The 11,906-nt window shown below is 37.5% G+C and carries 12 protein-coding genes; 8 read left to right on the top strand and 4 right to left on the bottom strand.

Annotated features, from left to right (window positions below; all coding sequences use genetic code 11):
• Both ACRXC1_RS07210 and ACRXC1_RS07205 read left to right on the top strand, forming a co-directional pair.
• Nucleotides 1-414 (top strand): cyclic nucleotide-binding domain-containing protein, encoded by a 414-nt coding sequence (locus ACRXC1_RS07210; RefSeq protein WP_433657641.1) that lies wholly within the window; start codon nt 1-3, stop codon nt 412-414.
• A 19-nt stretch (nt 415-433) separates the two neighbouring features.
• Nucleotides 434-3,097: a cation-translocating P-type ATPase gene (locus ACRXC1_RS07205; protein WP_433657639.1), complete on the top strand. Its 2,664-nt coding sequence runs from the start codon at nt 434-436 to the stop codon at nt 3,095-3,097.
• A gap of 47 nt (nt 3,098-3,144) precedes the next feature.
• On the opposite strand, the gene ACRXC1_RS07200 is transcribed toward ACRXC1_RS07205, so the two are convergent.
• The gene (locus ACRXC1_RS07200; RefSeq protein WP_392908163.1) at nt 3,145-4,128 is read right to left on the bottom strand and encodes a malate dehydrogenase; all 984 of its coding nucleotides are present in this window, start codon (nt 4,126-4,128) and stop codon (nt 3,145-3,147) included.
• Between the two features lie 152 nt (nt 4,129-4,280).
• Here ACRXC1_RS07200 and ACRXC1_RS07195 point away from each other — a divergent pair, with 152 nt between their 5' ends.
• On the top strand, nt 4,281-4,979 hold the full coding sequence (locus ACRXC1_RS07195) for a hypothetical protein (RefSeq protein WP_433657637.1): 699 nt from the start codon (nt 4,281-4,283) through the stop codon (nt 4,977-4,979).
• 102 nt (nt 4,980-5,081) lie between these two features.
• Here the strand turns inward: ACRXC1_RS07195 and ACRXC1_RS07190 are convergent, their stop codons facing one another.
• Together ACRXC1_RS07190 and ACRXC1_RS07185 are read right to left on the bottom strand one after the other, a co-directional pair.
• Nucleotides 5,082-5,408, bottom strand: coding sequence for a helix-turn-helix domain-containing protein (locus ACRXC1_RS07190; RefSeq protein WP_392908158.1), 327 nt, complete (start codon nt 5,406-5,408; stop codon nt 5,082-5,084).
• Between the two features lie 173 nt (nt 5,409-5,581).
• Nucleotides 5,582-6,904: an amidohydrolase family protein gene (locus tag ACRXC1_RS07185; RefSeq protein ID WP_433657635.1), complete on the bottom strand. Its 1,323-nt coding sequence runs from the start codon at nt 6,902-6,904 to the stop codon at nt 5,582-5,584.
• 31 nt (nt 6,905-6,935) lie between these two features.
• Here ACRXC1_RS07185 and ACRXC1_RS07180 point away from each other — a divergent pair, with 31 nt between their 5' ends.
• The 4 genes from ACRXC1_RS07180 to ACRXC1_RS07165 all read left to right on the top strand — a co-directional run bounded on the left by ACRXC1_RS07180 (nt 6,936) and on the right by ACRXC1_RS07165 (nt 9,894).
• Entirely contained in the window at nt 6,936-8,270 is a 1,335-nt protein-coding gene (locus ACRXC1_RS07180) for an NfeD family protein (RefSeq protein WP_433657634.1), read from the top strand.
• A 9-nt stretch (nt 8,271-8,279) separates the two neighbouring features.
• The gene (locus ACRXC1_RS07175) at nt 8,280-8,408 is read left to right on the top strand and encodes a hypothetical protein (RefSeq protein WP_433657633.1); all 129 of its coding nucleotides are present in this window, start codon (nt 8,280-8,282) and stop codon (nt 8,406-8,408) included.
• A gap of 173 nt (nt 8,409-8,581) precedes the next feature.
• Nucleotides 8,582-9,337 carry a slipin family protein gene (locus ACRXC1_RS07170; RefSeq protein WP_392908152.1) on the top strand — a complete coding sequence of 252 codons (756 nt, stop codon included), beginning with the start codon at nt 8,582-8,584 and terminating at the stop codon, nt 9,335-9,337.
• An 11-nt stretch (nt 9,338-9,348) separates the two neighbouring features.
• Nucleotides 9,349-9,894: a hypothetical protein gene (locus ACRXC1_RS07165; protein WP_433657631.1), complete on the top strand. Its 546-nt coding sequence runs from the start codon at nt 9,349-9,351 to the stop codon at nt 9,892-9,894.
• On the opposite strand, the gene ACRXC1_RS07160 is transcribed toward ACRXC1_RS07165, so the two are convergent.
• A complete protein-coding gene (locus ACRXC1_RS07160) occupies nt 9,891-11,126 on the bottom strand; it encodes a hypothetical protein (RefSeq protein WP_433657629.1) in 1,236 nt (411 codons plus the stop codon). The genes ACRXC1_RS07165 and ACRXC1_RS07160 overlap by 4 nt on opposite strands.
• 97 nt (nt 11,127-11,223) lie before the next feature.
• On the opposite strand from ACRXC1_RS07160, the gene ACRXC1_RS07155 reads away from it, so the two are divergent.
• Nucleotides 11,224-11,886, top strand: a complete 663-nt coding sequence (locus ACRXC1_RS07155) for a hypothetical protein (protein ID WP_433657627.1) — start codon at nt 11,224-11,226, stop codon at nt 11,884-11,886.
• Nucleotides 11,887-11,906 lie beyond the last annotated feature (20 nt).

Raw genomic sequence — 11,906 nt, 5'->3', positions numbered from 1 at the left:
ATGAGAATTGTTCATAACGAAAATGCAATCATCATTAAACAGGGAGATCAGTCTGATACAATCTACCTTGTTGAAGAGGGAGAACTTCTCGTATTTGTTGTAGACGGTAATAAAGTCAGCCCTGTTGCTACAGTTGGGCCAGGTGAGATGATTGGTGAAATGGCTTTCTTCGCCGGCACTCATCGCGCAGCCTATGTCATGGCCAAAACTAAAGTAACACTAATGGAAATTGATAGTGAAACAATAAAAGAAGAGTTACCTGATTGGCTCTTTAAAATGACAAAGAATGTAGTTGATCGCATTCACCACCTCGATAAGGTTATCGCAAAAAGTGGTATCAAAAGAAAGAAGGCCGACACTGTTAAGCCTTTAAGTATTGACGAACAAAGAGAGATTCTTGAACTTATAAAGTAAACTCAAGAAGGGCGAGTATATGGAAAAGTACAACGGCCTATTCTATTCAAAATGTAGTGTAAAAGATGTCTCTGATAAGCTTGATACAGATCTTAACAGCGGGCTGACTCAAGAAGAAGTCATAAAAAGACAAAATATCTATGGCCTTAATGAACTTTCAGTAAGGCCAAGAACATCTAAAATTACGATTCTTATAAGGCAACTAAAGAGTATCATTGTTGTCTTGCTGCTTATAGCGGCCGGCATTTCATTTTCCATAGGCCATATTGTTGAAGGCTTTACAGTTATTGCAGTCCTAGTTGTTAATACTGCCCTAGGTTATTTCACAGAACTTAAGGCCGTAAGATCCATGGAGGCGCTCAAAAAAATAGGTGTCACAAAATGTGGAGTTATTCGCCAAGGACAAATATTTCATCTAAATACAAAAGAGCTGGTTCCTGGTGATATTGTCATCTTTGAAGCCGGAGATATCTTAGGGGCCGACCTTAGAATTGCTCAGGCCAATAATATAAACGTTAATGAATCAATTTTGACTGGTGAATCAGCTCCAGTCGATAAAATCAGTGAAGCATTAGAAGAAGACACCATCTTAGCAGAACGAAGTAATATTCTTTTTAAAGGAACATCAATGACAAGAGGTTCAGGAAAAGGAATCGTCATTGCAACTGGCATGGACACTGAAGTTGGTGAAATTGCCAAAGAGGTGCAAATAGGAGCAGCTAGTAAGGATGAAACAACTCCTCTGGAAGAACGACTAAACAAGCTTGCTGGACAAATTGTTTGGTTCTCCTTAGCAATTGCCGCTCTCATAGCAGTCTCAGGAATTATGGCCGGCAAAGCACCTATGCTAATGTTAGAGACGGCCATTGCATTAGCTATTGCAACTATTCCGGAAGGTCTCCCTATTGTGGCCACCCTTGCTCTGGCCAAGGGAATGTGGCGCATGGCCGATAACAATGCGCTCATCAATAAACTAGCAGCTGTTGAAACTCTTGGAGCAACTTCAATAATCTTCACAGATAAGACAGGAACCCTCACTGAAAACAAAATGAAGGTTCAGCTTTATAAAAGCCTGAACTCTATTTTTCACATGAATAATATAGAGGCAAAAGAAGAGACAGAACTAAGAAGACTTCTTGAGATAGGAATTCTTTGTAACAACTCAGAACTGACTCAAGAAAAGAAGAGTCATAATATTGGTGATCCGATGGAAATTGCTTTACTAAGTATTGGTGAAGAGTTCGGACTTGTCAGAGCGAAGCTTCTTGAACAGAAACCTGAAGTAAAAGAAGTTCCTTTTGATAGCTCAACCCTAATGATGGCAACCTACCATATGCTTAAAGAAAAGAACGAGGAGACAATACTCGTAGCTGTAAAAGGAGCACCAGAGGCCATTATAGGCCATAGCACATATATTCGAAATCGAACTGAAGATAACGTCTTTAATGAAGAGTTAAAAAGAGAATGGATAAAAGAAAATCATGCACTAGCAAGTGATGGCCTGCGCATCCTCGCCTTGGCCGAGAAAAAGGTAAAACGCGTCGATGATGAACCTTTCAACAACCTTACTTTTTTAGGACTCGTTGCCCTTCTTGATCCTCCTCGATCGGATGTGAAAGAAGCAATCATAAAATCAAATGAAGCCGGCATTAAAACAATTATGGTCACTGGAGACCAAGAAGGCACGGCCCTAAAGATCGCCAAAGACATCGGTCTTATTGAATCTGATAATTGCTACGCTATAAATGGAAAAAACTTAGGACCAAAGCAAGACTGGAGTGAAGAGCTCATTGAAAAAATCGACAAGACCCAGGTCTTTAGTCGTGTAAGTCCCGTTCAAAAACTTGAATTAATTAAACACTTTCAATCAAAGAACGCTGTCGTTGCCATGACAGGAGACGGGGTCAACGATGCTCCAGCATTGAAGAATGCAGATATAGGTGTGGCCATGGGCCTAAGAGGAACTCAAATTGCAAAAGAAGCAGCAGATATGGTGCTACAAGATGATCGCTTCAACACTATTATCTTGGCCATCAAACAGGGACGAATTATCTACAGCAATATTCAGCGCTTCGTGGTCTATCTTCTTTCTTGTAATATTAGTGAAATTCTTATTGTTTCAATTGCCTCACTGATGAATATGCCACTGCCCCTTTTACCATTACAAATATTATTTTTAAATCTCGTCACAGACGTATTCCCGGCATTAGCACTAGGAATGGGAGAAGGAGGCCCTAGCTATTTAAAGTCATCTCCCCGTCCCCGTGACGAACAAATTATCACAAAGAGAAAATGGGCGCTGATATCTCTATACGGTATTATTCTTACAAGTTGCGTACTTTCTGGCTTCCTCTATACACTCAAGACAACAAGTGATGATCAAGAAGCATTAACTGTTTCTTTCTTAAGCCTTGCCTTTGGCCAAGTTTTCCATGTTTTTAATATGCGACTTGAGAATTCAAATATATTTGTAAATGAGATCACTAAGAATATTCATATATGGGGAGCAATATGCCTGTGTACTTTACTCTTGGTTGCGACGATTTATATTCCAGGCCTTAGAAGTATTCTCAGCTTAAAGCTTATTGAACTAGAAAGTTGGAAAATTGTGGCCTACGCGTCCCTATCACCGCTTATCATCATTCAAATTTTAACGAAATTTAAATTGGGAATTAGAATATAGGGTGTGCTCCTTTGATTTGCGCGTGCGAAACCAAAGGAGCATGGCACCTATACTAGACCTAGTTCTTTTACAGTATTTCTTTCAGTGCGAAGTTCTTCAAGAGTTGTATTAAACTTCTCTTGTCCAAAAGCATTGTGCTCTTGACCTTCAACAACCTTTAGCTCACCGTTTTCAACACGACATGGGAATGAGAAGATAAGACCTTCGTCCACTCCATACTCACCTTTTGAAGCAAGACACATAGAGAATGTCTCACCGGCCGGTGTGTCATGAGTTAGAGCGTATACACCTGCAACACATGCGTTTGCAGCTGAAGCAGCAGAAGAAGCACCACGTGCCTTAATAATTGCTGCACCTCTTTTTTGAACAGTTGAGATAAACTCACCTTGTAAGTATTCTTCATCAGAGATAACTTCTGCAGCAGACTTTCCACCGATCTTTGCATTGTAGAAGTCAGGGTATTGAGTTGCTGAGTGGTTACCCCAGATTGTCATATTAGTAACTTCAGTTACATCAACTCCTGCTTTCTGAGCAAGTTGAGTCTTAGCTCTCTTCTCATCAAGAGTTGTCATTGCGAAGAAACGTGACTTATCAAGCCCTGAAGCTTCCATTGCGATATAACAATTTGTATTACATGGGTTACCAACTACGAATAGTTTTGAATCTGGTGCAGAGTGAGCGGCCATTGCTTTACCAAGTGGACCAAAAATTCCACCGTTAACCTTAAGAAGGTCAGCTCTTTCCATTCCATCTTTTCTTGGAACAGCACCAATTGCAAGAATCCAGTTTGCATCTTTAAATGCTACTTCCATCTTGTCTGTGCAAACAATATTTTTTAACAATGGAAAAGCACAGTCATCTAATTCCATTTTTACACCCTCAAGTGCACCAAGTGCCTGAGGTAGTTCAAGAAGTTGTAGTTCAACTTCTGTATCTGGTCCAAACATTTGACCTGAAGCAATTCTAAAAAGAATCGCGTAACCAATTTGTCCTGCTGCACCTGTAACTGCAACCTTAACTCTTTTAGTCATGTAATTTCCCCTTTTGAAAAAATTAGAGAGTTGTTCTATTGAAATTGGCCAATTTTAACATAGGTGTTAGACAAGTTGTAGCTTTACTTAGCAATATTAGGGGCTATAATTAAATTTAAACGTAATTATGAATTATCAATAAGGGATTACAAATGGAGCAAGGCAACAAGAACGCCTCTAATTCATCATCATCGTCGTCTTCAGACAAACCACAAGGCCGTGGCAATAAAAGTCGTTCAAATAACCGCAGACGTCGTAAACGCCCAGCAAATGCAAGTGGTAACCCAAAGGGACAAGGGCAACAGGCAACTCAAGCTAGCAATAAACCTAGTGGAAAAGGCCCGCAGTCAAATCAATCTAAACCAAATAAAAAGGTTCAAGGTAAGTCTTCTAATCGCAATCGTAGACGCCGTGGACCAAATAAGAATCGTCGTCCAAACCCACAACATTTAAGTGGAGAGGACTTTATCATTGTAAAATACTTCAATTTACTTGAGCAGCATATCATGGCCAGACGCAAGTACTTTGATAACTTTGATCGTGTTGGTGAAAAACAAAGAGATAAGCTAGAGCGAAACTATATTGAAACTCAGAAAACATTTCTAGCTTTTAAGAGTCGATTAAAAGAAGAAGACTTAAAAGTTTTTGAAGAAAAGTTTGAATCATTAAAGATGGATTTAACTTATTCAACTAATCATGAACTACCAGTTGGTGAAGTTGAACCAGAAGTAAGTGAAGAAGAAATCGAAGATCCTCATTACCTCCAAACACAGATTGAGGCCGACTATACGGAAGATACTGAAGAGTCAGTTGGTTCTCTGGAAGATTACAAGGCCTATAAAGGGGTTTAATTAAATAAAGAGATTAAAGTTTATCAATAACAAAAGGGAGCTTTCGCTCCCTTTCTTTTTATCAATATTTTCTAACTAACAACCTTCGAAAAGGTAATCAGATTAGTAAACAAAATTCGAAGTTGTTGCCGCAGCTTCTGCACCAGTTGTTGCACCAACAACACCTGATCCATCCTTTAGATAATTATCTAAAGTCTCTTCGTGATCCTTAATGATAGCGTCTTTTAATTCCGCTTCATTGATGTCTAAGATTTCACAAACTCTACGTAGCATCTTTAGTGGGATGTTACAAAGAGCACGTTCAACGTTAGAGATAAACTGACCATTCTTATAACCAAGAAGGTGTGATAATTCTGATTGAGAGTATCCTTTTGGATGTGCTGTTCTCTTTTCTTTAATTAGCTTCGCGATGTGACTAAAACTTCTCATGTATTTCTCCTAAGTATTATATTCAAGCACTTACGATTCGTATCTTAATATATTCTAAAGCAATAAAATATTTTTGTAAACATATTAACAGATTTGTAAGAAAACTTTTTACTATATTTGCGTAAATTTATTGTCGATAGCAGATATTGTTCAATATGTTCGATTTAGCTTAACTATCTACCTGAAATTACATTACCGTTATAATACGTCGCTTCAATTAAATCTGTGTATAAGGCCCTGTCTTTGTTAGGCCTCTTAATTAATTTCTTAAGTTTTTCTTCCGTCGTAAGACTTGCACTCATCTTTTTGCTACCAAGGCCGACAAAATGTAGCTTTTTTCCTACCTCAAAATTACCACTCTCCTGTTCTAATTTCATCGAAGTCGCACCAGCAAGCGAAGCTCGATATAAACCTTGGGTATAAGAAGTATCGCGATGACCTCTTTTGTGGTTTTGCATAACAAATGAATTAATTACATCAAGCATAGAAAGGAATGGACCTCCTCCAATATCACTAGCGAGTGCCCAGTGAACCTTGAAACGATTGGCCCTTTTATAATCAAAAAGCCCCGAACCGAGACCCAGCTCTTTGATTGGAGCATTACTTGTCGGACAGTGAGCAATCATTGTTTGTTTTTCACTTAAGAGTTTTAATTCTTTTGGTGAAAGATAAATCCCATGGCCCATAATTGTTTTAGGAGTTAAAAGTCCAACTTTGTCATAGATCTCTGTGTATGTTTTAACTTTTTCAAACCCTTTAATATCCTTATAGATACTAAGTACGAAATCAATTTCATTCTCAGTTTCACTTAAATGGGTTTGAATAAATGAGCGATGTTTCTTTGCAGTCTTTGCACCAGCGGCCATTGTCACAGGATCTGTTGTAATGGCAAAGCGAGGAGTAACTGCATACTTATCCTTATACTGTTTTGCTAACGCTTCAGTTTGCGCAATTGTTTCTTCCACGCCCATTGTAAGATACTCTGGCGAATTCATCGTCATCTGCACGTTACCAAGTACATAATCACCTTTAAAATTCTTAAGTGCTTCAGAAACAGAATGAGAGTGAATTGAGCCATAGCAAGCTCCCCCAATTGTTCCGTTATTTGCAATTTTATTCGTGAATTCTTTTGCTTTTTTGCGTGCAAAAGCAAGTTTTTTGAAATTAGCTTCATATGGCCAAGTGTAATTTTCTAGCCAATGAAGTAGATTTGCCTTTGGCATTTCGCAAACGGCGTCTTGTACCCAGTGAAAGTGTGTATCATAAAGGCCAGGAATTACGTATTGGCCACTCTTATCAATAATCTCAACATTCTTCTTACGTGATAAGTAAGCTGAGAGCTGTGCTTTAGGCATACGATCGATGATTTTATAATCACCTTTTGTTGTGCGCTTTGCAACAATTGCATAATCTTCTAAAAATTCACATTTTTTATCATTTATAGGATTGAAAAAATGAGCGATAATTACTTTATAAGTAATATTATTTGATGACATGAAATCTCCTTTAATAAGCAGGTCAACATATATGAAGAAGCGTATCATTACAAGTTTTGTAGCACTCTTTACCCTATTTTTAGCGTCATTCAGCGCAGTTGCAGAAGATAGCTCAAAAGAATCTAAAGAGATAAATATCAACTCAATCGTTGCAGTTAATATTGAAGAGGCCATTACACCGGCCACTTTAAATTACCTTCAAAAGGCATTTAAAAGCATTGAAGGCCAAGACCAAACAGCTATCTTAATTAAGATAAACACGCCTGGTGGCCTAGTTAGCGTCACAAAAGAGATTATGCACTTAATTGCTAATAGTGAGAATCTCGTCATTGGTTGGGTTGGGCCAAGCTCAGCATCGGCCACCAGTGCCGGGGCCATCATCGCAAGTAGTATCCCAGTACTCTACATGGCAGATGGAACACGCATCGGTGCGGCCACGCCAATCTCAGGGACTTCAGATATAAAAGAAGGCGATATGAAAAATAAGATTGTTAACGATCTTGTTGCCCTCGTAAAATCTCAAGCTTCAGCGACAGGTAAGAATGAAAAAGTTTTCACAAAAATGATTACTGAGGCAAAGAGCTATACTGAGACAGAGGCCTTAAAAGAAAATGTCCATAATGGAATTGTTGATACAATTCAAGGTAAAGGCGGCTTAGTCAGCACTATTAATAATAAGGTATTCTATTCTCACCACAGGCCATTTAAAGTAAAGATTGCCAATAACTATGTCCTTACAACATTTGAAAAAACGCTGGGACAAAAGCTTTTAAGTTTTTTTGCGTCTCCAGATATGGCCTATATTCTTTTTCTCATAGGTGCGGCCCTTATCTATGTTGAGTTTCAGGCACCAGGTGGATTTATCGCTGGAAGTATTGGAGCAGTGGCCATCTTAATAGCGGGGATATCTTTTAATGTTCTCTCACTAAATACTGGCGCATTTCTCCTTATCATTGCGGCCTTTATTCTCTTTATTTTAGAAATATATATTACAAGTTTTGGCCTTTTAACCCTCGCAGGCATAGCCAGCTTAATCTTTGGCTCCATGTTTCTATTTCAAACAGAAGAGTCATACCTACAAATTTCTTCAACTGTTCTCTTCTCTAGTATCGGTGCAATTCTCGCCTTTATTGGCCTAATTGCTTATGTTTTTTATAAGTCCAGAAAGAGAATATTTTCTGAACCAGATGATCCTTACACAGGTATTCAGATCACAATTACAGATATTGATGGTGACAAAGTCTTCTCCCGCTACAATGGAGAATTATGGCAACTTACGGCCACTGGCGATATGTCAAAGCTTAAAGTTGGTGATAAGGTAGAGGTCATCAAAAAAGACAACTTAAAACTACAAGTAAAACTATAGAGGTATAAAATGAGTCAAAGAAAATCTTTTCGCCAATTAATGAGTTTAATCTTTTCTATGTGTCAGAATGATCTGCCAACGAAGAGCGATATCGACTGGGTAAGAAGAGAGATTAAGAAATTTTTATGGCTTAAATAATTGAAATAAAGAAAGAAAAAACTAAGGGGACGTTGAGGGACGATTGATTTTTGACAAGGAAGAGAGAGAGTTTATTAAAAATCTCCCCTTAGTTTTCTTAAATTAATATTAAACTCTCAGCTTTTTTTAGAGTCAGTTAAATGTAAAGTTTTTGTCAATTCAACGGAGGATATATGATAAATTTCGCGCCTTACTTACCATTTATAATTCTACTATTAATTTTATTGTTCAACACTGTTAAGGTTCTTAAAGAATACGAACGTGGTGTTATCTTCTTTCTAGGTCGCTTCACTTCAGTAAGAGGGCCAGGTCTAATTCTTCTTATTCCAGGATTAGAAAAAATGCAAAAAGCAGATCTTAGAACAGTAACGATGGATATTCCTTCACAAGATATTATCTCAAAAGACAACGTAACTCTTAAAGTAAATGGTGTTGTCTACTTTAGAGTCGAAGACCCAGAAAAGTCTGTTATTGCAGTAGAGAACTATCTACTAGCAACTGGTCAAATTGCTCAAACAACTCTACGTTCTGTAATTGGTCAATTCGAACTTGATGAAATTCTATCAATGCGTGAACAGATCAACGCAAGACTACAGGCAATTCTTGATGAGCACACTGAGCCATGGGGAATTAAGGTTTCAACGGTTGAAGTTAAGGCCATTGACCTACCTATCGAGATGCAAAGAGCGATGGCAAAACAAGCGGAAGCAGAAAGAGATAAGCGTGCAAAGGTTATTTCGGCACAAGGTGAATTCGACGCGGCCCTGAAGCTTGCAGAAGCTGCAAAGGTACTTAATGAGTCACCTAATGCAATTACACTTCGTTATCTTGATACAATGAAGGAGATTTCAAGTGGAGATGGAAAGTCGACGACATTCTTCCCACTACCAGTTGATTTCTTAACAAATATCATGAGTAAAGGTAACTAAGAAAATTACATATGATTTCAAAATACTTCAACTTAATACCATTTGCTGAAAATGACCTTGACCTCGAAGCCAGTGCTGAGATCAAGGTCATTGACGGCCATGTCAATTTTCACTTTTGTCTAAAAGGGGATCTCTCTCCTATTTATATACAACGCGACAATGGCAAATTAAATCGAGTTATTGGACTTTGGACCCAGACATGTTTTGAATTCTTTATTCTTAATAAAACTGATGGTGAGTATTTTGAATTTAACTTTGGAAGTGATTCAAGCTGGAATTGTTTCATCTTTAATTCTTATCGATCAGAACTAACAGAATACACAGATATTAAAATTGAAAATATCACCATTAAATCTGAAGACGAACTCTTCACTCTTAATTGTCGTTTTGAGCTAAAGAAACTTGGCCATAATTTTGAAGACCTTTCAAATCTGCGTGTATCTCCTACATGTGTCTTAACGGCCGAAGGAGATAAAACATACTACTATTCAAATAAGCACCCAGATACTTCTCCAAACTTTCACCACCCAGATAGTTTTGAAGACTTAATCTCCTAGTATTCGCTTAAATCGTCTTTTTCTTCTTTTACTTCGATATTTTTCAGAATGTAATCTAGCTTGGCGTCGTCGTCTTTAAAGTCAACTTCTCCAGATATTTGATAGTCAGCAAGATCTCTTTCTTGCTTCTTTCTCTCTTTCTTCGTCTCTATTTCAATCTTTGCCTTAAGATCATCTTTTAAAACTTCATCACGGCCTGAAAATGTTTTACCAAATTTTCTCTTAGCAAAATCATAAAGACTAAATAGCTGTGCTGTTTTATAATTTCCTTTTTCAAGGTAATAGATCATTTCACGATAGAAAGCTTCATTTTCAAGCTCATGAGACCATGCGCTATAAAGTAAGGCCATCCCCTTATACTCAAACCTCTTTTCGTACTTAAGCTTTCTAAATTCATTATACATAGCAAGCGAACTCTCCTCATCACGAGAGAGATTTAACTTAAAATTTTTCACGAGCTTATTAAGAACAACGTTATGGTCAGGATTATTCTTATTATAACGTATCGTCGCACGATAAATACGTCCCTTCTCATAAAAGTAATTCTTTAGAACTCCAATATTTTTGGCCTCATCAAAAAATTGCATAATATGAAAGGGCCCATTTTGTACAATTCGGCTTGCATCCTTATCAAACAACTGCTCACGCATCTTATAGATATAGAGAAAGTAGCCTAATTTTGAAAGTGAGTAATTTGAAAGAAGATACTTAATATCTTTGTAGCTATAAAGACTTAGCTTTTTAACCTTTATATTAAGATTTAGAACATCTAACCAAACTTCTTGATTTGATGAGGCCTTGATAAATTGAGTCACAACAGGAAGGTTGAAAATTGGGTCCATCGGTATTGCGACATTAAATTTTTCAATCTCAAAATCATTCACACTTAGAACGCGCCTATTCTTATAATCGACAATATCAAAATAAGGTTGCGCCTGTATCTTTGAAATATTTGGCCTTGGAAAGACCTTAAAGCTTACATCATCAAATGGAATATCAAATTGAAAATTTTGAAAATGAATACTCTTCCAAAATGGAGTCACACCACGAGATTTTTCATATGGTGAAAGCCCCTTGTAAAGCACCTCATATCGATTAGTGGCAATAAAGTAGTCCGATTGAATCCCTTCATCTTGGAAGGTATAATAAAATCGATATGGCATCGTAATAACAAGATAAGCACTTGATATTACGAGAACAAGAATGGTTGTTAGGAAGATTAACTTCTTCATTATGATATTTATCGGTTAACTGACCATTAAACTACATGAAAAAATTAATATTTTTTCAAAATTACCGATAAGTTAGGTGGTAAATTCGGAGAATTGAATGAAAAGACTAATTTTTATCACAGCAATTATGGCCCTTACCTCATGTGTCGCTCCAAGAGAGACCCGTTCTATTTATGATACGAATAGTGCAGGCCCTAACTCTAACCTAGGCACAGGTGGTGGCTCAGTTATCGACATTGATGACTCGGGAAGTTCAACTTCTAATGGCTCAAATGCAAATATTCCTAGTGCGATTGCTCACTGTAGCTGGTCATTAGACGGCCATACAGGTTTTGCAAATACTTCAAATTCGCACTTAGGGCCAAATACTGTTTGTCAGTCTCGTACAAACGAAACTCAAATTTATGTACAACTTAAAAACCCGGATCCAAATTCTCGAATTTGTGTCATCCCTACTTCTGAAGCATCTGGAAATTCAATTTATCTAGGATCTGCTCAATGTAAGTATATTGATAGCTCAGGGACGATCTCTCTGTTTAACTTAACTAAAAACCGTGATTATGGACGCTATCAAAACTTTAGAATCAATGGTGTGATGGTCATGAAGGAGAAGACTTATGAATTCCCTTCTCCATTTAACCGTGAGCTAATCTCTTATGATGCTTACTTTATGTGTTCTATTAATGTTGATCTTTATAATGACCGCTCTTACTGTGATGCCTTTAAGTCACTAGGTCAGTATTTCTACAAGTCATTTTAAAACTGGTCCAGAGAAATGGT

Source organism: Halobacteriovorax sp. GFR8, assembly GCF_050955245.1.
Taxonomy (GTDB): Bacteria; Bdellovibrionota; Bacteriovoracia; order Bacteriovoracales; family Bacteriovoracaceae; genus Halobacteriovorax_A.
Note: the sequence above shows the minus strand (reverse complement) of the source record. Positions and strands in the feature narration are given on the sequence as shown.

Coding starts and splice junctions, on each gene's coding strand:
- ACRXC1_RS07205 (WP_433657639.1), top strand. CDS start 434: ATGGAAAAGTACAACGGCCTATTCTATTCAAAATGTAGTGTAAAAGAT.
- ACRXC1_RS07200 (WP_392908163.1), bottom strand. CDS start 4,128: ATGACTAAAAGAGTTAAGGTTGCAGTTACAGGTGCAGCAGGACAAATT.
- ACRXC1_RS07155 (WP_433657627.1), top strand. CDS start 11,224: ATGAAAAGACTAATTTTTATCACAGCAATTATGGCCCTTACCTCATGT.
- ACRXC1_RS07210 (WP_433657641.1), top strand. CDS start 1: ATGAGAATTGTTCATAACGAAAATGCAATCATCATTAAACAGGGAGAT.
- ACRXC1_RS07195 (WP_433657637.1), top strand. CDS start 4,281: ATGGAGCAAGGCAACAAGAACGCCTCTAATTCATCATCATCGTCGTCT.
- ACRXC1_RS07180 (WP_433657634.1), top strand. CDS start 6,936: ATGAAGAAGCGTATCATTACAAGTTTTGTAGCACTCTTTACCCTATTT.
- ACRXC1_RS07175 (WP_433657633.1), top strand. CDS start 8,280: ATGAGTCAAAGAAAATCTTTTCGCCAATTAATGAGTTTAATCTTTTCT.
- ACRXC1_RS07190 (WP_392908158.1), bottom strand. CDS start 5,408: ATGAGAAGTTTTAGTCACATCGCGAAGCTAATTAAAGAAAAGAGAACA.
- ACRXC1_RS07160 (WP_433657629.1), bottom strand. CDS start 11,126: ATGAAGAAGTTAATCTTCCTAACAACCATTCTTGTTCTCGTAATATCA.
- ACRXC1_RS07170 (WP_392908152.1), top strand. CDS start 8,582: ATGATAAATTTCGCGCCTTACTTACCATTTATAATTCTACTATTAATT.
- ACRXC1_RS07165 (WP_433657631.1), top strand. CDS start 9,349: ATGATTTCAAAATACTTCAACTTAATACCATTTGCTGAAAATGACCTT.
- ACRXC1_RS07185 (WP_433657635.1), bottom strand. CDS start 6,904: ATGTCATCAAATAATATTACTTATAAAGTAATTATCGCTCATTTTTTC.